The 19,590-nt window shown below is 65.1% G+C and carries 20 protein-coding genes; 10 read left to right on the top strand and 10 right to left on the bottom strand.

Annotated elements, in window-relative coordinates; translation table 11 throughout:
• The first annotated feature begins 47 nt into the window (after positions 1-47).
• The 4 genes from recQ to CK489_RS10565 all read left to right on the top strand — a co-directional run bounded on the left by recQ (position 48) and on the right by CK489_RS10565 (position 5,846).
• Positions 48-1,916, top strand: a complete 1,869-nt coding sequence (gene recQ, locus CK489_RS10580) for a DNA helicase RecQ (protein WP_095732273.1) — start codon at positions 48-50, stop codon at positions 1,914-1,916.
• Between the two features lie 143 nt (positions 1,917-2,059).
• Positions 2,060-2,755 carry an alpha/beta hydrolase gene (locus CK489_RS10575; RefSeq protein ID WP_095732272.1) on the top strand — a complete coding sequence of 232 codons (696 nt, stop codon included), beginning with the start codon at positions 2,060-2,062 and terminating at the stop codon, positions 2,753-2,755.
• A 193-nt stretch (positions 2,756-2,948) separates the two neighbouring features.
• Positions 2,949-4,697 (top strand): flavin-containing monooxygenase, encoded by a 1,749-nt coding sequence (locus tag CK489_RS10570; RefSeq protein ID WP_095732271.1) that lies wholly within the window; start codon positions 2,949-2,951, stop codon positions 4,695-4,697.
• A 207-nt stretch (positions 4,698-4,904) separates the two neighbouring features.
• Positions 4,905-5,846 (top strand): metallophosphoesterase, encoded by a 942-nt coding sequence (locus CK489_RS10565; protein WP_095732270.1) that lies wholly within the window; start codon positions 4,905-4,907, stop codon positions 5,844-5,846.
• Positions 5,847-5,963: 117 nt separating this feature from the next.
• On the opposite strand, the gene CK489_RS10560 is transcribed toward CK489_RS10565, so the two are convergent.
• From CK489_RS10560 to CK489_RS10550, 3 genes are all read right to left on the bottom strand, one after another.
• On the bottom strand, positions 5,964-7,226 hold the full coding sequence (locus CK489_RS10560; RefSeq protein ID WP_095732269.1) for a S1C family serine protease: 1,263 nt from the start codon (positions 7,224-7,226) through the stop codon (positions 5,964-5,966).
• 201 nt (positions 7,227-7,427) lie between these two features.
• Positions 7,428-7,673 (bottom strand): hypothetical protein, encoded by a 246-nt coding sequence (locus CK489_RS10555; RefSeq protein WP_245350327.1) that lies wholly within the window; start codon positions 7,671-7,673, stop codon positions 7,428-7,430.
• A gap of 111 nt (positions 7,674-7,784) precedes the next feature.
• Entirely contained in the window at positions 7,785-8,798 is a 1,014-nt protein-coding gene (locus CK489_RS10550; RefSeq protein ID WP_095732268.1) for a 1-aminocyclopropane-1-carboxylate deaminase, read from the bottom strand.
• A gap of 170 nt (positions 8,799-8,968) precedes the next feature.
• Between CK489_RS10550 and CK489_RS10545 the strand changes: the two genes are divergently transcribed.
• Positions 8,969-9,433 carry an Lrp/AsnC family transcriptional regulator gene (locus CK489_RS10545; RefSeq protein WP_050630145.1) on the top strand — a complete coding sequence of 155 codons (465 nt, stop codon included), beginning with the start codon at positions 8,969-8,971 and terminating at the stop codon, positions 9,431-9,433.
• Positions 9,434-9,468: 35 nt separating this feature from the next.
• Here the strand turns inward: CK489_RS10545 and CK489_RS10540 are convergent, their stop codons facing one another.
• Entirely contained in the window at positions 9,469-11,037 is a 1,569-nt protein-coding gene (locus CK489_RS10540; RefSeq protein ID WP_095732267.1) for a serine hydrolase domain-containing protein, read from the bottom strand.
• Positions 11,038-11,358: 321 nt separating this feature from the next.
• Between CK489_RS10540 and CK489_RS10535 the strand changes: the two genes are divergently transcribed.
• The 4 genes from CK489_RS10535 (at position 11,359) to CK489_RS10520 (ending at position 15,669) form a co-directional block, all read left to right on the top strand.
• Positions 11,359-12,759, top strand: coding sequence for a selenium-binding protein SBP56-related protein (locus tag CK489_RS10535; protein ID WP_095732266.1), 1,401 nt, complete (start codon positions 11,359-11,361; stop codon positions 12,757-12,759).
• Positions 12,756-13,430, top strand: coding sequence for a hypothetical protein (locus CK489_RS10530; RefSeq protein ID WP_095732265.1), 675 nt, complete (start codon positions 12,756-12,758; stop codon positions 13,428-13,430). The genes CK489_RS10535 and CK489_RS10530 overlap by 4 nt, the downstream gene beginning before the upstream one ends.
• Positions 13,431-13,579: 149 nt before the next feature.
• Positions 13,580-14,728: a LysM peptidoglycan-binding domain-containing protein gene (locus CK489_RS10525; RefSeq protein ID WP_245350312.1), complete on the top strand. Its 1,149-nt coding sequence runs from the start codon at positions 13,580-13,582 to the stop codon at positions 14,726-14,728.
• A gap of 137 nt (positions 14,729-14,865) precedes the next feature.
• Positions 14,866-15,669, top strand: a complete 804-nt coding sequence (locus CK489_RS10520) for an NAD-dependent protein deacetylase (protein ID WP_095732263.1) — start codon at positions 14,866-14,868, stop codon at positions 15,667-15,669.
• A gap of 156 nt (positions 15,670-15,825) precedes the next feature.
• Here the strand turns inward: CK489_RS10520 and CK489_RS10515 are convergent, their stop codons facing one another.
• From CK489_RS10515 to minC, 4 genes are read right to left on the bottom strand one after another with little or no spacing between them, the layout of a single operon-like run.
• Positions 15,826-16,122 carry a hypothetical protein gene (locus tag CK489_RS10515; RefSeq protein ID WP_050630139.1) on the bottom strand — a complete coding sequence of 99 codons (297 nt, stop codon included), beginning with the start codon at positions 16,120-16,122 and terminating at the stop codon, positions 15,826-15,828.
• A complete protein-coding gene (minE, locus tag CK489_RS10510; RefSeq protein ID WP_035650796.1) occupies positions 16,119-16,397 on the bottom strand; it encodes a cell division topological specificity factor MinE in 279 nt (92 codons plus the stop codon). Before minE ends, CK489_RS10515 begins: the two co-directional genes overlap by 4 nt.
• Complete coding sequence (minD, locus tag CK489_RS10505) at positions 16,397-17,212, bottom strand: septum site-determining protein MinD (RefSeq protein ID WP_095732262.1); 816 nt, start codon at positions 17,210-17,212, stop codon at positions 16,397-16,399. Before minD ends, minE begins: the two co-directional genes overlap by 1 nt.
• Before the next feature lie 25 nt (positions 17,213-17,237).
• Positions 17,238-17,948, bottom strand: coding sequence for a septum site-determining protein MinC (gene minC / locus CK489_RS10500; protein WP_095732261.1), 711 nt, complete (start codon positions 17,946-17,948; stop codon positions 17,238-17,240).
• 286 nt (positions 17,949-18,234) lie between these two features.
• On the opposite strand from minC, the gene CK489_RS10495 reads away from it, so the two are divergent.
• The gene (locus tag CK489_RS10495) at positions 18,235-18,423 is read left to right on the top strand and encodes a hypothetical protein (RefSeq protein ID WP_050630136.1); all 189 of its coding nucleotides are present in this window, start codon (positions 18,235-18,237) and stop codon (positions 18,421-18,423) included.
• A 68-nt stretch (positions 18,424-18,491) separates the two neighbouring features.
• Here CK489_RS10495 and CK489_RS40665 read toward each other — a convergent pair whose 3' ends face one another.
• Together CK489_RS40665 and CK489_RS10485 are read right to left on the bottom strand one after the other, a co-directional pair.
• Entirely contained in the window at positions 18,492-18,755 is a 264-nt protein-coding gene (locus tag CK489_RS40665) for a hypothetical protein (protein ID WP_143278120.1), read from the bottom strand.
• A 45-nt stretch (positions 18,756-18,800) separates the two neighbouring features.
• Complete coding sequence (locus CK489_RS10485; RefSeq protein WP_245350311.1) at positions 18,801-19,517, bottom strand: TetR/AcrR family transcriptional regulator; 717 nt, start codon at positions 19,515-19,517, stop codon at positions 18,801-18,803.
• Positions 19,518-19,590: the final 73 nt, after the last annotated feature.

Here is a 19,590-nt window from a genome sequence, read left to right as displayed (position 1 = left end):
ATCCGGGGAAATCCCAAGGGATCAAACAAGGGATCAAGCAAGGGATCATGACCGCCCAGCCCGCCCTCGATCACGCATCCGCTCCGCGCCGCGACGCGCGATCCGTGCTCAGTTCCGTGTTCGGCCTGTCGGGATTCCGCGGCGCGCAGGAAAAGATCGTCCGCCACGTCACCGAGGGCGGCAATTGCCTGGTGCTGATGCCGACCGGCGGCGGCAAGTCGCTGTGCTACCAGCTGCCGTCGCTGCTGCGCGACGGTTGCGGCATCGTGGTGTCGCCCCTGATCGCACTGATGCGCGACCAGGTCGCGGGCCTCACCGAGGCCGGCGTCAACGCCGCCGTGCTGAACTCGACGCTGTCCTATGAGGAGGCTTCCGAGGTCGAGCGGCGGCTGCTCGCCGGCGATCTCGATCTGCTCTATGTCGCGCCGGAGCGGCTGCTCACACCGCGCTGCCTCAACCTGCTCAGCCAGGCGCAGATCGCGCTGTTTGCGATCGACGAGGCGCATTGCGTCTCGCAATGGGGCCATGACTTCCGCCCGGAATATATCGGCCTGTCCGCACTCGCCGAGCGCTTCCCCAAGGTGCCGCGCATCGCGCTGACCGCAACCGCGGATGCATTGACGCGCAAGGAGATCGCCGAGCGGCTGTCCCTCACCGACGCGCCGGAGTTCGTCGCTAGCTTCGACCGGCCCAACATCCGCTACGAGATCGTCGACAAGCAGAATGCGACGACGCAGCTGAAGAACTTCATCAGGGAGCGCCATGCCGGCGACGCCGGCGTGGTCTATTGCCTGTCCCGCGCCAAGGTCGAAGACGTCGCGGCGGCGCTCAGCGAGGCCGGCATTCCCGCGCTGCCCTATCATGCCGGGCTCGATGCCGGCGTGCGTGCCCGGCATCAGGACCGTTTCCTCAATGAGGACGGAATCGTGATCGTCGCCACGATCGCGTTCGGCATGGGCATCGACAAGCCCGATGTGCGCTTCGTCGCGCATCTCGATCTGCCGAAGAGCATCGAGGCCTATTATCAGGAAACCGGACGCGCCGGCCGCGACGGCAAGCCGTCGGCGGCGTGGATGGCCTACGGCCTCTCCGACATCGTGCAGCAGCGCCGCATGATCGACGAATCGACCGGTTCAGATGCCTTCAAGCGCGTGTCGATAGGTAAGCTCGACGCGCTGGTCGCTTTAGCTGAAACTGTGCATTGCCGGCGGCAGCGCCTGCTCGGCTATTTCGGCGAGACCCGCAGCGATGAAAGCTGCGGCAATTGCGACAACTGCCTGACGCCGCCGCGCGTCCGCGACGGCAAGGTACTCGCACAGAAACTGCTGTCGTGCGTCTATCGCACCGGGCAGCGATTTGGCGCCATGCACCTGATCGACGTGCTGGTCGGACGGCTGACCGAGCGGGTCAAGCAGTTCAGCCACGACCAATTGTCGGTGTTCGGCATCGGCCGCGAGCTCAACGAGAAGCAATGGCGCGCAGTGCTGCGCCAACTGGTGGCGATGGGTCATCTGCGCGCCGACAGCGACGCTTTTGGCGCCCTGAAGCTGACCGACAGCGCCCGCGGCGTGCTGAAGGGCGAGACCGCGGTGATGCTGCGCGAACAGCCGGAGGGCGCGCGCAACCGCGCAGTCCGCAGCAAATCGCGCCGTGGCGACCTCGCACCCGCAGCCGAGAGCCCCGGCGGGGTCGCCAGCCCCGCGCTGCATGCGGCGCTGCGCGCCTGGCGCTCGGACGTGGCGCGAGCGCGTGGCGTGCCGGCCTATGTGGTGCTGCACGATTCGACCATCGACGGCATCGCCGCGATGCGGCCGGATACGTTGAATGATCTGCGCAACATCGCCGGGATCGGCGACAAGAAGCTCGAGCACTATGGCGACGAGTTGATCCGGATCGTGAAGGCGAACGACGGCTGAACGATCAGGCCCGGCCACTGCCCATCCTGGTGACGCCATCGTGACACCGGCGCGACGTAGCCACGCTTTGTCTCGTTGACGGCTGCCGTGTGCCCGCTCATCCTGACCGCGTTTCCTTAGATCATCCACCGGAGGAGCCGAGCATGAGCAAGCCGACGATCATTCTGGTTCACGGATTCTGGGGAGGCGCGGCGCACTGGAGCAAGGTGATCGTCGCGCTCTCGCGCAGGGGGCACACCGGCCTGCAAGCGGTCGAGATGCCGCTGACCTCGCTCGCTGACGACGCCGAACGGCTGCGCAAGATGGTCAAGCAGCAGGCCGGCCCGACCCTGCTGGTCGGCCATTCCTATGGCGGCGCTGTGATCACCGAGGCCGGCGATCTTCCGAACGTGGCCGGCCTCGTTTACATCGCGGCCTTTGCGCCCGACGCCGGCGAGAGCCCTGGCGGCATCACCGCGGGACTCCCGCCAGCGGCGATTGCCAATGTCGCACCTGATAGCGACGGGCATCTCTGGATCAAGCCTGACAAGTTTCACGAAAGCTTCTGCCAGGACCTGCCTGCCGACGAAGCGCTGGTGATGGCGGTCACCCAGAAGGCGCCGCTTGCCAGCACATTCGGCGACAATATCACCGCGCCGGCGTGGCGAAAGAAGCCGGTCTGGTATCAGATCTCCAGTGAAGACCGGATGATCAACCCCGACAACCAGAGGCGGATGTCGGAACGGATGAAGCCCCGGAAGATCATCACGCTCGCTGCCGGCCACGCCTCGCTGGCCTCGAAGCCGAACGAGGTGAGTGCCTTCATCGACGAGGCTGCAACCAGCCTGGCCGAAGCGTAGCACAACGCGTCCGATCCGCTCGGCGGCTGGAGTGAGGCAGCGCCCGGATACCGCAGTGATCGCCACAGCATAGGAGCCATACCCCGCGCGGCACCGCATGCGCTTGCGGGCCGCGCCGCAACAGCCCTAATCTTTTGCCGCTGCGTCCAACGAGGCGCGGCCAAGGCATAACGATATAGGGAAGAGACGGACCATGGCTCAGGAGAGCACCGCGCGCACGACTGCGCGCCCTGCGGAAAATGGAACGTTCGATGCCGTGGTGATCGGCGCTGGATTCGCCGGCATGTACATGCTGCACCGGCTGCGCGGGCTCGGCTTCACTGCGCGGGTCTATGAGGCCGGTGGCGGGGTCGGCGGCACCTGGTACTGGAATCGCTATCCCGGCGCGCGCTGCGACGTCGAGAGCCTGCAATATTCCTTCTCGTTCTCTGAGGAACTCGATCAAGACTGGAGCTGGTCGGAGAAATATTCTCCGCAGCCCGAAATTCTCGCTTACGCCAACCATGTCGCCGACCGCTTCGACCTGCGCAGCCAGATCGTGTTCGACACCCGCGTCACCGCGGCGACCTTCGACGAGCAGGCAGGAACATGGTCGATCGAAACCGACCGTGGCGACAAGGTCACCGCGAAATTCTGCATCATGGCGGTCGGCTGCCTTTCGGCGCCGAACCGTCCGGCCTTCACCGGCATGGCGGATTTCCGCGGGCCGATCTATCACACCGGCGAATGGCCGCACGAGGGTGTCGATTTCACGGGCCTGCGCGTCGGCGTCATCGGCACCGGCTCGTCGGCGATCCAGTCGATCCCGATCATCGCCCAGCAGGCCTCCGAGCTCACCGTATTCCAGCGCACCGCGACCTGGTCAGTACCGGCGTGGAACGAGCGGCTGTCAGCGGAGTATCTCAGGGAAGCCAAGGCGCATTATCCGGAGCTGCGCGCGAAAGCGCGCGCGCGCCCGACCGGCTTCTATTTCCAGTTCAACGCCCAGCCCGCGCTGCAGGCGAGCGAGGATGAACGCGAGCGGCTGTATGAGGAAGCCTGGCAGCGCGGCGGCCTACCCTTCCTCGGCGCGTTCGGCGACCTCCTGTTCGAGAAGGCGGCCAACGACACCATCGCCGATTTCGCGCGCGAGAAGATCCGCGGCATCGTCAGGGATCCCGCCACCGCCGAACTGCTGTGCCCGCAGAACGTGTTCGGCTGCAAGCGGCTCTGCGTCGATACCAATTATTTCGAGACCTACAATCTGCCGCATGTGAAGCTGGTCGACGTCTCAAAGACGCCGATCGAACGCTTCACGCGAGACGGCATCGTGGTCGACGGCACCGAATACAAATTCGACGCCATCGTTTCCGCCACCGGCTTTGCCGCCATGACCGGCTCGTTCGACAAGATCGCGATCACCGGCCGCGGCGGGCAGACGCTCGCCGAGAAATGGCGGGCAGGCCCGCGCGCCTATCTCGGTCTCGCCTCGGAAGGATTTCCGAACCTGTTCATGATCACCGGGCCCGGTAGCCCATCAGTGCTCGCGAGCATGATCCAGGCGATCGAGCAGCATGTCGACTGGCTGGCGGATTGCCTTGGCCACATGCGCGACATCGGCGCCGGCACGATCGAGGCGGTCCGCGACGACGAGGATGCCTGGGTCGCCCATGTCAACGACGTCTCCACGGTCTCGCTGCGCTCGACCTGCAGCTCCTGGTATGTCGGCGCCAATATCCCGGGCCGTCCCCGCGTGTTCATGCCCTATATCGGCGGCTTCCCGATCTATGTGCAGAAGTGCAATGAAGTGATGAATTCGGGCTATGACGGCTTCGTGCTGCAGGGCGGACGCAACGGCAATGCACCGCCACAGGTCCGCTTCACCGGACGCTGGCAGGTTCCGCTCGACATCGAGGTGATCTCGCCGGCTGCCGTTGCCGCAAGGCGCGTCCCCGTGGTCTGAGCCGCGATGAGATTGGGTCGAATTGTTATCGCGCTTTAGCTTCTTGCTTGAGCATGATCTCCGCGCAAACGCGTCCCGCGTTTGTCGCGAGGGAAAACCGCTGCGCGCTTTTCCGGATCATGCTTTGGCATCAGCGGTATCCGCATCGGGATCGCGCATGATAGTGTCGCGCCGGTCCGCGTCGTATCGCGGGCCGCACGGGGGACGATGGCCGACACGGCATTGCAGGGACTGGTCGAGCGGATCGGCGCAGATCACGTCGTGCGCCGGCTTGGGATCGAGTCCGCGCACGAGAAGCAGCTGATCGGCCAGGGTACGCTGGTGTTCAACGTCGAGAACTGGCGCCTCGCGCCGTGGATCGTCACGACCGCGCTCAAGCTGACCGGCCTCCATGGCCGGGCGCGGCGCAACGCCGACCGGGTCGAGGTGCGGCGCAATCTGGTGACGTCGACGCGCCTGCCTGCGGCCTTCGACGGCTTCACCATCCTGCATCTCAGCGATCTCCACGCCGACATCAGCCAGGGCGCGATGCGGCATCTGGCTGATGTCGTGCGCCATGTCGCCTGCGACATCTGCGTCCTGACCGGCGACTATCGCGGCAGGACGTTCGGCCCGTTCGAGACCAGCCTCACGCTGATGAAGGATCTCTGCGCGCGCATCAAGCTGCCGCTCTACGGCGTCCTCGGCAATCACGACAGCATCCGCATGACTCCGGCGCTCGAAGCAATGGGGATCAGGATGCTGTTCAACGAGCAGGAGCCGATCACGCGCGATGGCGCAACGATCCACCTCGCCGGAATCGACGACGCGCATTTCTACCGCACCGACGACATCGCAAAGGCCGCCGCGGTGATCCCGCGCGAGGCGTTTTCGATCCTGCTTGCGCACACGCCGGAATCCTATCGCGAGGCGGCAGCGGCCGACTTCGACCTGATGCTGAGCGGCCATACCCATGGCGGCCAGCTCTGCCTGCCCGGCGGCATCGCGATCAAGCTGGAGGCGCGGCTGCCGCGGCGCATGGGCAGGGGCGCCTGGCGCTTCGGCGAGCTCGCCGGCTACACGTCAACCGGCGCCGGCACCAGCCTCGCGCCGGTGCGGCTGAATTGTCCGGCCGAAATCACGGTGCACACGCTGCGGCGGCTGACGTAACTGGCAAGCTGCCCGGGCAAGAAAGATGCGCAGGATGGGTAGAGCGCAGCAAAACCCATCGTTCTCATGCGCGGAACGATGATGGGTTTCGCTGTGCTCTACCCATCCTACGCGCCACTACTTCGTGTCGCCGCGCTTGCCCGCGGCTTGTTCATTCACCTTGCAAGCGATCAGGAGCGTGTAGCCGCGCGCGTCCTTGGCGATCTCCGGCGTCTCGCGCTTTGTAGAGTCACGCCACTCGGCGGTCTGGTACTGCACCGCGCTGTTGTCGAGGAAGTCGCGCAACGCCCCGGTCTTGATCGCGAAATTGATGTTCTCCGGGATGGTTCCCGTTGCCCGCGCGACCGTGACAGCATCGAGCTTGGCCGCCACGACGCCGACCACGCTGCCGCCGAGATCGAACAGCGGGCCGCCGCTGTTGCCCGGCTGCACCGCGGCACTGATCTGCAGGAAACGGGTGTCGTTGAGAATACCGCTCAGCGACGAGACGATGCCCGTGGTGACGGTGAAATCGGACGTCAGCAGCCCGTGATAGGGGTAGCCGATCGCCACCACAGCATTGCCGACCGGAATCGGATTTTGCCTGATCTTGGCGACATCCTTGAACGGCGCCGGCGCCTGCAGCAGCGCGAGGTCGTTGGTTTCGTCGCCGGACACCAGCCGCAATTTCACCGGCGCCTCGCCGCTCAGATTGCCGGTGATCTCGCTGCAACCATTGATGACATGATGGTTGGTGACGATGTGCCCGCTGCTGCTGACCACAAAGCCGGTCCCGGTCCCGGACTTCGCCTGCTTCTGCGGCGAGCTCGGAGCAGCCTGCTGCGGCGGCGCTGCCGCGGGCTTCGCCGCGACCGCGAATTCACCGGCATTGGCAACGCCGTTCTTCTTCACCGAGACCACGCAATTGAGCAACGCCGGCAGTAGCTGGGCAGTCTGATTGAGGTTGAACTGAAACAACTGTCCCTGCGCGAACGCCGTCATCTGGTGCGCCTTGCGGAACTGATTGATCAGGTTGGAAGTCACCGGCATCTCGACATTGACGAGCTGGGTGCCGAACGGCATGCCGTAGACATTGATCGCAGGCTGGCCGTCGAAGGTCAGCGCAAGCGGAAAGGCCTCGCCCGGAGTCAGATGCCAGCTCTCATGGGCAAAGCCCAGCCGCCAGCTGCCATTCGCGGTAATCGCCACCACGAAGTAGATGCCGCTCTGATAAACCGTCCCCGCCGAGCAATGCGTGAACGCGCCGTCCTTGTCGTTGGTGAAGGCGCCACCCTTCCAATTGCCGACCGTGATCGAGCCGTAGGGACCGCGGGCGCTTGATGGAGTTGCAGACACAAGCAACCATGCGGCCGCAACGACCGCCCAGACCACAACTTTCATGACGCGTACTCCCCAACCACAACCCATCATAGGAGGCGGAGAAATTCATCCGCAAGTGGTGCGCGGCTTGGCCTTCGGTCCTGCGGCCGCGCAATACCGCCGCGGATGAGGCAATCGCCACACCCTCAGGTTACAGGCGGCATGTTCCTATTTTGTTCCTAGAATGTCAACTCAGACATAATCGGCCGCGCAAGGCGGGCGCTATTGCGGCTCCCGAGCCGAAGACTGCGCGGGCGGGTTTGGTTCGCGGAACCAGTAGTGGGATGCGAGGGCATGGACGCCGACGCCGATCAGGAAGATGCCGGCATACAGCTCGACTGCGTGATTCATCGCCAGCAGACGGGCGCGCAGCACGGCGCCCTGGCCCGGATAGGCCCAGAACCAATGCCCCACGGCGACGATGCCAACGCCGAGCGCGGCGAAGGCCCGGCCGGCCGCATTCATCATCTTCACCCGAAGGTCTCCCGACTCGCCCGGCGCGATGAAAATACCGGACGAAACTGACGCGGACCTGACGCGGCAGCCCGCAGGAGCCCTTGGAGATCCCTTGGCCGGCCCTCAGCCGTTGCGGAACGCGTAGGCGTAGCCGTTGAGGGCTGGCGCGCCGCCGAGATGGGCGTAGAGCACCTTGGATCCGGCCGGGAAATAGCCCTTCTGCACCAGATCGATCATGCCCTGCATCGACTTCCCCTCATAGACGGGGTCGGTGATCATGCCTTCCAGCCGCGCGCTGAGACGGATCGCCTCCTTGGTCTCCTCCGACGGCACGCCGTAGGCGGGATAAGCGTAGTCCTCGATCAGCACGACGTCATCCTCGACGATGTCGCGGCCGAGCTCGACCAGCTTGGCCGTGTTCTGCGCGATCGACAGCACCTGCGCCTTGGTCTGCTCAGGCGTGAACGAACCGTCGATGCCGATCACGTTGCGCGCGCGCCCATCGGCGGCGAAGCCTACCAGCATGCCCGCATGGGTCGAGCCGGTCACCGTGCAGACCACGATGTAGTCGAACTTGACGCCGAGCTGACGCTCCTGCGCCCGCACCTCTTCGGCAAAGCCGACATAGCCGAGGCCGCCATATTTGTGCACGGAGGCGCCGGCGGGAATGGCGTAAGGCTTGCCGCCGGCGGCCTTCACCTCCTCGATCGCCTGCTCCCAGCTCTTGCGGATGCCGATATCGAAGCCTTCGTCGACCAGGCGCACGTCGGCGCCCATCACCCGCGACAGCAGGATGTTGCCGACGCGGTCGTAGACTGCGTCCTCATGCGGCACCCAGCTTTCCTGCACCAGCCGGCACTTCATGCCGATCTTGGCCGCGACCGCCGCAACCATGCGGGTGTGATTCGACTGCACGCCGCCGATCGAGACCAGCGTGTCCGCGTTGGAGGCGATCGCGTCGGGGATGATGTATTCGAGCTTGCGCAGCTTGTTGCCGCCGTAGGCGAGTCCGGAGTTGCAATCCTCGCGCTTGGCATAGAGCTCGACCTTGCCGCCGAGATGCTTTGACAGCCGATCGAGCTTCTCGATGGCGGTCGGGCCGAAGGTGAGCGGATAGCGCGCGAATTTCTCCAGCATTCTGGCATCCTCGTGTCTTGAAACTTGGTGTCTGGAACGGCGCCACACCTATCACTACCCGCGCGAAAGGTGCTCTCTAATTTGGTCTATCAGATTATCTAAATTTGCTTGGTTTGCTTCAGGTGTTATGGTTTCTCTCGCTAAATTGGCTAATGACGAAAGATTCTTCCATGTCATCCCGGCTCGACCGCATCGACCTCAAGATGTTGAGATTGCTGCAAAAGAACGGCCGGCTCAGCAATGCCGAGCTGGCCGATCAGGTCGGCGTCAGCCCTGCGACCTGCCATCGCCGGACCCAGGCGCTGTTCGACGAGGGTTATGTCAGTAGTGTCCGCGCCATGGTGGCGCCGCGCAAGCTCGGCAAGGGCACGCTGGTCATGGTCGGCGTCGTGCTCGACCGCTCGACGCCGGAAAGCTTTGCGAGCTTCGAGCAGGCGGTGGCGAAGCTGAAATGCGTGCTCGACTGTCACCTCGTTGCCGGCGACTTCGACTACTTCCTCAAGATCCGCGCCGGCGACATGGAGGATTTCAATCGCATCCATGGCGACCAGCTGATCGCGCTGCCCGGCGTGCGGCAGACCCGCACCTTCTTCGTCATGAAGGAGGTGGTGGACAATGCGGCGCTGGAGTTTTGAGCCGACGCAAGCGAGCGGAGGTTTCGCATCGCGCGTCAACCACCCGCCGTCCCTTCCGCCGCCCCCTCGCGCCCATCCCTCGCCTTGCCGCGCAGCGCGACCTTGTCGCCGTCATAGGTGAGCGTCCAGGTCCAGGCGTCGCCGAGCCCGACATATTGGAGATCGACGACGAGGGTTCGCTCGTCCGTCCACGCGCCCTTGACGGCGCGCACACCGAGGAAGGTCGGAGCGCTCTTGCGATAGAGGCCGTCGAGGCCGATCGGTCCGTCGAAGTGACGCCGTGCGGGATCGCCGGCGTTGGTCTCCACGACGTAGCGCGGGTTCTCGTCGGCAAGGAACAGCGTCAGCGTCTTGATACCGAGGTTGTTGTCGGGGAATCTGTAGGTGCGGCCCGAGATCGTGGATGCGATCGCGGGCGTCGCACCGACCTGTGTCGGCTTCTCCGTGGCAACGTCGGCGATCGCCTTTGCCAATTGCTCGGCCGTGGCCGCATCGACCGGCAGGGCCTGGTCGGATTTGACAGTGCCGGAAATCTCTTCGGCCAGCTTGCCGAACGGGCAGAAATTGCTCGCCGTCATGACCGCAACGATATCGCGCTCCGGCAGGACCATGATCACCTGGCAATGATAGCCAACCGTCATGAAGATGTGCCTGTCGGGAATGGTCCAGAACTGGTTGGCATAGCGCAGCCGCGGATCAAACCGGGCATTCATGTTCACGGTGGCATGGTTGACGGCATCGAGGAAATCCGCGGGCAGCAGCTGCTTGCCGGCCCACTCGCCGTTGCGCAGATAGAGATAGCCGATCTTCGCCATGTCGCGCGGCCGCATCATCAGGCCGAACCCGCCAATCGGGAGCCTTTGCGGATCCCGCCGCCAGAACGGCTTGGTGATGCCGAGTGGGCCGAACAGCCGCTCCTCGGCATAGTCGGCGGTGTTCTTGCCGGTGAGCTTGCTGACGATCGCGGACAGCAGATGCGAGCCGCCGCTGTTGTAATAGAAGATCTCTCCGGGAGCATGCGCCATCGGGCGGTCCAGAATGAACTGGACCCAGTCCGGGCTCTTTCCCATATCGCGAAGCGACTGCTCGCGGCCGCCCTCGAACCCCTCGTCCCAGTCGAGGCCCGACGTCATGTTGAGCAGATGCTGGACCGTGATAGCCTTCTTGCGCTCGTCGACATTGGCGATGCCGCTGCGATCGGAAAAGAAATCCAGCATCGGATGGTCGAGACGGTCCAGCAGACCATCCTTGTAGGCCATCGCCAGCAGCGTCGACACCACCGCCTTGGTGGAGGAGTTGATGACGTGCGGCATGTCGGCGGTGAAGGGCGCGTAATACACATCGAGCACGATGCGGCCATGGCGCGTCACCAGCAGGCTGTCGAAGCTGCGCGCGGTGCCGGCCGCCACCAGCTTGGCCAAGACAGCCGAATCCATACCCTGCTGCTCCGGCGTCGAGGCTTGCCATTGTTCCGTCGGCCAGACCGGCTCGGCGCTCTGCCCGTTTGCCGCGCCGGAATAAGCAGATGCGAGCAGGATGAGCGCGCCCAGCGCCGCAGCCACGATCGGTGACGAAAACCCAACGACGCGATCAACTGCCTGCATGGTCCGCCCCTGCCAGTGACCAACTCGCGCAAGGCATATACCACGAGCGGCAGCGGTCTTGTCTCACAACTTGCGGGCACCGGATGACCGCGCAGCGAGAGCCGGGCCCCCCGCAATTCCATGTGTGATACGGCTCACGAATTCGTGGCAGAACGCCACAGCCCATAGGCGTGCGCGCGTGTTTCCGGGCGGCGCATGATGCCGTAGACTGTCCGTAGCCAACCTCGCGTCCAGCGGAGTGCCAGGCCGCTCCATTCAGACCATTGCAACGCTGCGAACGGCCCGACGTTGGTAACAAGCCGACAAAACCGGGAGTACGTCATGACGATGCGACCCGACCCCACCTTTCACGCCTCGCCCAAGCTTGCGATGGAGGCGCCGCCCGAGCAGTACGCCTATACGCTGCTGCTCAGTCCCGACTTCAAGAAGCCGGATGCGCTCGCGGTGATCGACGTCAAGCCCGGCTCGAAGACCTATGGCAAGATCGTCCATACCGTGACGATGCCGAACAAGGGCGACGAATTCCATCACTTCGGCTGGAACGCCTGCTCCTCCGCATTGTCACCGCTCACCGGGCATGCGTTCATCGAGCGGCGCTATCTCATCATTCCCGGCCTGCGATCGTCGCGCATCTACATCATCGACACCAAGCCCTCGCCGCTCGAGGCCAAGATCCACAAGATCATCGAGCCGGAGGAAGTGTTCAAGAAGACCGGCTACTCGCGGCCGCACACGATCCATTGCGGCCCGGACGGCATTTACGTCTCCACCCTCGGCGGCGGCGGCAAGGACGGCACGCAAGGCCCGCCCGGCATCTTCATCATGGATTGCGAGACCTTCGACGTGCTCGGCCGCTGGGAGATCGACCGCGGACCGCAGACGCTGCACTATGATTTCTGGTGGAACCTGCCGCGCGACTACATGGTGTCGAGCGAGTGGGCGCTGCCGCCGCAATTCGAGAACGGCATCGTGCCTGAGGACCTGCTGTCGAACAAATACGGTCACCGGCTGCACTTCTGGGATCTGCGCGCGCGGCGCAACGTGCAGACCATCGACCTCGGCGCCAATCACCAGATGGCGCTCGAGGTCAGGCCTGCGCACGATCCGATCCGCGAATACGGCTTTGTCGGCGTCGTCGTCGACACCACCAACCTCGAAGCCTCGATCTGGACCTGGTGGCGCGACAGCGGAAAATTCCACGCCGAGAAGACCGCGACCATCCCGCCCGAGCCGGCTCCGAAGGAGAAGCTGCCGCCGCTGTTGCAGGGCTTCGGCGCCGTGCCGCCGCTGGTGACCGATATCGACCTGTCGATGGACGACCGATTCCTCTACGTCTCCTGCTGGGGCACCGGCGAAATGCGCCAATACGACGTCCGCGATCCAAGGAAGCCGAAGCTTGCCGGTTCGGTGCATATCGGCGGCATCGCGCGCCGCACGCCGCATCCGAACGGCAAGGCGTTTGCCGGCGGCCCGCAGATGGTCGAGATCAGCCGCGACGGCAAGCGGGTGTACTGGACCAACTCGCTGTATTCGACCTGGGACGACCAGTTCTATCCCGACGGAATGCCGGGCGCCGAGGTCATGGCCAATGTCGGCGCCAACGGCGGGCTGGAGCTCGCCAAGGACTATTTCGTCGATTTCCCGGAGGGCTATCGCCCGCATCAGATCCGCCTCGAGGGCGGTGACTGTTCGACGGATTCGTTCTGCTATCCGTCGGTATGAGTGACGTCGATACGACGGCGATCTGGCTGTGGCTCGCGATCATCGCAAGCGGCCTCTATCACGGGATCAACCCGGGCATGGGCTGGCCGCTCGCGGTCTCCGCGGGGCTGATGGACAAATCCCCGCGCGCCGTCGTCGGCGCGCTGCTGCCGCTGTCGACCGGCCACCTTGCGGCGATGCTGCTCGTGCTGCTGCCGTTTGCGCTGCTGATCGCGCTGGCGGAATGGCAGCGCCCGATCCAGATCGCAGCCGCGATCATCATCATCGGCTTCGGCCTCACGCGTCTCGTCATTCGCCGTCACCCGCGCGCGCTGGCGCGGATACCGCCAACCAGATTGGCGCTCTGGTCGTTCGCGGTGGCGATTGCGCATGGCGCAGGGCTGATGCTGCTGCCGATCTATCTCGGCCTCTGTGCGACGTCATCAGCGCATGATGGCCACGCGGCGGCGCAACGCGTGGTTGATCAGAATCTCGGGATGGCGCTTCTGGTCGCGCTCGTCCACACCGCCGCTATGCTCGCTGCCGGCGGCCTGCTGGCATGGCTGGTCTATCGCTACCTCGGCGTCAAATTCGTCGCGCGGAGCTGGTTCAATCTGGAGACGGTCTGGGCGGTCAGCCTGGTCCTTGTGGGCGCTGCAGCACTTGCCGTCAATTTCGTGGAATGGCGGTGAACTGCCCGGTCGGCCCCGTTGCCCGAGGTGAGTAATCCTTTCATCCGACTTGATGGCGTGCGCAAACGGGCGCAGTCTCTCTTAACCCTTCACCGGCTGCGGGGTGGCGCGCGCGGACGCGCGGGGACGTTGATCCGCGGATGACGGTCATGAACGCCACGGCGATGAAACTGGTTGTACCGTTGCTGGCACTAGCCGCCGGCGGCACGGCGGCATTCGTGTTCGGCATCCACCGAACCCAGCAGATTCTGGGCGCGAACACGCCTCTGATGGCGACAGCGCCGGCCGCTTCCGCACAAGACCAGCGCCAGACTGCGCTGGCGAAGGCACAAACCGAGACAGCGGCCCTGACCGACGCGCTCGCTGGTCCGTCGCCGGCACCGGGCGGCGATGCGCTGCCGCAGTTCGACGTCGTCAATGTCGAGCCGACCGGCGAGACCGTGGTCGCCGGCAGGGCAGCACCGGGCGCAACGGTGGAATTGCTGCGCAATGGCGAGGTGCACGATCGCGCCGTGGCGGACAAGTCCGGCCAGTTCGTCATGGTGCCGCGCCCGCTCCCACCAGGAAACCACGACCTGACGCTGCGCATGACGCGTGACGGCAAGCAGGTCACCTCGAAGCAGAGTGTCGCGGTGGCGCTCGAGGCTGCGGCAAGGGAGCGGCCGATGGTGGCGCTGATGGCGCCCGACAAGCCGGTCAAGGTGCTGTCGCAACCCCCGGCCGCAGCGTCTGTTGCCGGGAAGGTGGCGATCGAGGCGGTCGAGGCAGAACCGGGTGGCAAGCTCCATGTGAGCGGCCAGGCAGCTCCCGGTGCGACCGTCCGGCTCTATCTGAACGGCAGCTTGATCACGTCGGCTGCGGCCGACCAGGCAGGACACCTCTCGGTCACGATCAACAAGGGCGTGACGGCGGGCGACTACCAGATCCGGCTCGACGAGGTCGACCCCGGATCCGGCAAGGTCCGCGCGCGAGCCGAGGTGCCGTTCAACGTTCAGGACACGACGACCACGGCATCGATCCCGGCGCCGGCAGCGTCGTCGACGCGTGCGGGCGTGGCCACGCCACAGCTCGCGGCCGCGGCGGCTGCCACCGCATCTGATGTGAGCTCCCCCTCAGCGGTGATCGTGCCGAAGATCACGACGACCACCGTGAGCCGCGGCGACAGCCTGTGGCGGATCAGCCAACGCGCATTTGGCGCCGGCCAGCGCTACGCGGTGATCTATCGGGCCAACTCGCAGCAGATCCGCAATCCCAATTTGATCTATCCCGGCCAGGTGTTCATCCTGCCGGCACGGTAGGCCGGAACACCGCCGGGCAAGCGCCGCAACACCATTTCACCGATGCCATGCCGCAATTGCAGGGGCCGCGTGAACGTCCCGCGCGCGGCAGGCCCGACATCTGGCGCAAGCCGGCGCGCCGCACTAGATGTGCTCGCATGCAACACCCCGCCCTTGAGGATTTCGTCGCCGGCCACCAGCGCCTGTTTGTCCTGACCGGGGCCGGCTGCAGCACCAATTCCGGCATTCCCGATTATCGCGACAGCGACGGCAACTGGAAGCGGACCCGGCCGGTCACCATCCAGGCATTTCTGGGCGAGGCGGTAACGCGGCAGCGCTACTGGGCGCGCAGCATGGTCGGTTGGCGACGGTTCGGTCGCGCGATGCCGAACGGGGCGCATCGCGCTCTGGCGAAACTCGAACAGCAAGGCCGCTGCGAGCTGCTGTTGACCCAGAACGTCGACCGCTTGCACCAGGCCGCCGGCAGCGAGCGCGTGATCGACCTGCACGGCCGGCTCGACGTGGTGCGCTGCCTCGGCTGCGGCGCCACGACGCCGCGTGAGCAGTTTCAGGGCGAGCTGGCGCGGCTGAACCCTGCCTGGCTCGCGCTCGATGCCACTGACGCGCCCGATGGCGATGCCGATCTCGAACAGGATTTTTCGTCATTCGTGGTGCCGGCCTGCGAGGCCTGCGGCGGCGTGCTGAAACCCGATGTGGTGTTCTTCGGCGAGAACGTGCCGCGCGATACCGTTGCGTCCGCGCAGGCGCATCTCGAGCAGGCCGACGCCTTGCTCGTCGTCGGCTCCTCGCTGATGGTCTATTCCGGCTTTCGCTTCGTCCGGATGGCGGAGCAGCGCGGCTTGCCGATCGCCGCCGTCAACCTCGGCCGCACCCGCGCCGACGAGCTGCTCACGCTCAAGGTCGAGGACCAGTGCGAAAGCGCGCTAGCATTCTTGCTGTAAGCAGCCGACCTCTCCACGTCATTGCGAGCCAACGGGCCGCGCGAACGCGCGCCCGATGACAGGCTCCGCGAAGCAATCCATCGTGCCGCACACGTTGAAGCATGGATTGCTTCGTCGCTGTCGCTCCTCGCAATGACGACGGGCTGGATGGTCAGCTCACGCGCGATGGCGCGGCGACTTGGCCATCGGCAAATTGGCGTTCCAGTGCGTCCAGCTGACGCTGGCGAGGCTGCCGAGATCCGTCGCCAGCGGGCGGCGGGTGCGGCGCTCGTACTCGGCGATGCAGCGACCGGACTCGCCGATCTTGCGCTGCAATTCGTCGATCGTCATCTGCGTCGCGCGGCCGCAATTGGCCTTGCCGAGCTGATCGACCTCGATCTGCTTCAGCGCCGCGCGCAGCTTCTTCAGCTGCGCGCGTTGCCAGGCAATGTGACTGTTGCTGTCTGCCGTCATGTGGCTGCCACCATCTTTGATCGTTGCACGCCGTTGGGAACCTCGATGTCGACCTCGAGCATCGAGACGAACTTGCCGCGATCCATCCGGACCACGACCTTGTCGGGATCGACGTCGATATGCTTGGACACCACGCTCAGGATTTCCGAGCGAAGCGTCTCCAGAAGATCGGGCGCACCGCTCCGGCCGCGCTCATGCGACAGCAGGATCTGCAACCGCTCCCGCGCGACGGGCGCCGATGCAGCGCGGCCGCCGAACAGCCGCATTACGTTCATCATGCCGCCCTCCGTCGCAGCAGCCTGTCCATCAGCCCCTTGCGTTCGACCGGCACCACCATCTCGACCGCCTCGCCCATCAGGCGGCGCACCGCGTCGGTATAGGCCCGCGCCGGCGCGCTGTTGGCAGCGTTCAGCGTGACCGGGCAGCCGACATTGGAGGCGCGCAGCACGTCCTGGCTTTCCGGGACGATGCCGAGCAGCGGCGTCGCGAGGATCTCCAGGATATCGTCGATCGACAGCATCTCGCCGCGCGCGGCGCGGCCGGCATCATACCGGGTGACCAGCAGATGCTTCTCGACCCGCTCGCCGCGCTCGGCGCGGACCGTCTTGGAGTCCAGCATGCCGATGATGCGGTCGGAGTCGCGCACCGACGACACTTCCGGATTGGTGACGATGATGGCCTCGTCGGCGTAACGCATCGCCAGCGTGGCGCCGCGTTCGATGCCGGCCGGGCTGTCGCACAGGATCCAGTCGAACTTGGTCTTGAGGTCGGCGATCACGCGCTTGATGCCCTCCTCCGTCAGCGCATCCTTGTCGCGGGTCTGCGACGCCGGCAGCAGCCAGAGGTTTTCCAGCCGCTTGTCGCGGATCAGGGCCTGCGGCAGCTTGGCGACGCCCTGCACCACGTTGATCAGATCGAACACGACCCGCCGTTCTGCGCCCATCACCAGATCGAGGTTGCGCAGGCCGACGTCAAAATCGATGACGACGACGTTCTGGCCCATTTGCGCGAGCGCCGCGCCGAGCGCGGCGGTTGAGGTCGTCTTGCCGACCCCGCCCTTCCCAGACGTCACGACCAAAACCTTGGCCATTCTCTCTCTCCTTGTAGTCAGTCGGTCAGTTCAATGGTGTAATGCGCAGCATTTCGCCCTCGAGCCACGCCTGGGCGGGCCGGTTGCGCAGGCTGTCGGAAATGTCATCCGCGGTCTGGTAGTAGCCGTCGATGGCGAGCAGCTCGGCCTCGATCCTCTGGCAGAAGATCCGCGCCGCCGAGTTGCCGTTGATGCCGGCCATCGCACGGCCGCGCAGCGTGCCGTAGACATGGATCGAACCACCGGCGACGATCTCGGCGCCGGAGCCGACCGAGCCGAGCACGGTGACATCGCCCTCGGCGAACACGATCGACTGGCCAGAGCGCACCGGGCTCTCCAGCAGCAGCGACGGCAGCTTGCTCTTGTCCTTGTTTTTTTCCTGCGCCAGCGGCGCCTTCGGCTCGACATGGGTGATCGCGCAGGCGCGGCCGCCGGTCAGAAGCGGCGGCATGTTGGCCCCGAGCTTCGATTCGTCGACGCCCTCGATACCGAGAATCCGGATATTGCGTTCACCGAGGCTGCCGATCAGATGCGCGATCGCGGCCTGGCTGAGGTCGACCGCCGAGAGGTCGAGCACGACAGGTTTACCGGTGAAGAAGCCCGGAGACTTCTCCAGCGTCGCGTCGATCTCGGCGAGCCAGGACACGACAGGCACCACCGGCGAGAAAACGAACGCAACATAGGAGCGCCCGCGCATGCGGACCTGCTGACGTGCGACCTGTTGAGTTGCGTCCATCGCCCCTGACTCGGTTGTCTTGTCGAATGGTTAACAATCGGCCCGCATGGTTAACCAAAGGTTAACGGAAGGGGGTGTTTTCACGGATTTGAAACAGGTGGCCGATTGGCAACGCTCCCCCAGGCTGCGAAGCGCCGACGAACACAACTGCAAATGTGTGCCGCCGAAGCTCGAGCAGGTGGAGGCTCGAGAAGACCCGGGGATCCGCGAGCCCAATTTGAGCTGAATCAAATTTTCATCGGGCCGGATCACGGACAATGACGCCCCGCGTTCGCAGGATCATTTCATGGCCAAGTCCCGCTGGACCGAGATTTTGCGCTGCCCGAAGTGCCCGCGCACGGGGTACGCCGAGCTGTGCGAGATCGGTCCCTTCCGCAATCGAATCGTGCGGGTCTCGGAGGATTTCGAGATTCGCACCGACGAACGGGGCAATGATTTCCAATGCAAGTTTTGCAAATTGCCAGCCCTGCCATGACGGCGGATGCCTTGGCTGGCATCCGCCGTTTCGGCATTCGGGGCCGACTTTCGGTCGAGCGATGCCGATCAACGCCGGGCTGACGGCGCTCGCTCGGCCTGCATGGATGCATCGAACACCGCGCGGCATGACGGGCTGAGCTGCTCGACCTGGGCGGCCATGCAATCCCTGATTCTGCTGCGGTTCGGAATGTAGGCGCCGCACAGGCGGACGGCGTCGCCCATGCACGCCTGACGCTGCATCGATTCGTCCGGTCCAGACTGAGCCAGGGCGGGCGTCATGGCTGACGCGATCGTTGCGGCGGCAAACACGAGGGCAAGGCGAAGTTTCATGGATCACTTTCTCACTGGCAGTTGAAGTGTCGTCGAGACCGAATGTCACGACTGCGGTTTGCGGCCGTCGCCGGCGGCGGATTCGCCGTCGGCTTGCGACGGCGGAAGGTGCAGAAGCGTTGCGATCGTGGTGTCGAGCAGCTCGGTCCAGGCCGTCGCGGGATCGATCTCGGGCGCGAACCGGCTGAGCAGCATCGGAAAGGCCGGCGGCTGGTTGAGCGCCGCATTGAGCAAGGCAAAGAACAGCGCCGGATGGCTGCTGCGGATGATGCCTGCCGCGATGCCGGCCTGGAAAAGCTCGCGCGCGCTCTCATAGGCCGGACGCAGCAGCTTTTCGGTCACCAGCGTGGAGCGCTCGGGCGCTTCCGCGCCATGGCGAACCACGAAATTCCTCACCTGCGGATGCGCGGCATAGAACGTCGCGACCTTGACGATGAGATCGCGCAGCCGGTCGCCGAGCGACCGGCTCGTGTCGGTCGCGATCGCATGCACCTCGGCCATCACCGGCATCGCAAGCACGACGATGCGGTCGAGGCAGGCCTCCCACAGCGTGGCCTTGTTGCCGAAATGGACGCGCACGAGATTCGGCGCGACCCCGGCCGCCGCAGCGACGCTGCGCAGGTCGGCGCCGTCGAAGCCTTGGGCGGCAAAGGCCTCGGTCGCCGCAATCAGCAGCGCCTGACGGCCGTCAGGCATGTCCTTGCTGCGGCGCCCCTTGGGCCGGGCGACCGGCGCGGTCGGTGTTTTGCTCGTCTCGGCCATCTTGCTCATATATGTTCAGCTGTACATATATGGACAAGATCTGACTATTCAAGGGGACACGCGCAACGAATCT

Origin of the sequence: Bradyrhizobium sp. UFLA03-84, assembly GCF_002289535.1 — a bacterium.
GTDB lineage: Bacteria > Pseudomonadota > Alphaproteobacteria > Rhizobiales > Xanthobacteraceae > Bradyrhizobium > Bradyrhizobium viridifuturi.
Note: the sequence above shows the minus strand (reverse complement) of the source record. Positions and strands in the feature narration are given on the sequence as shown.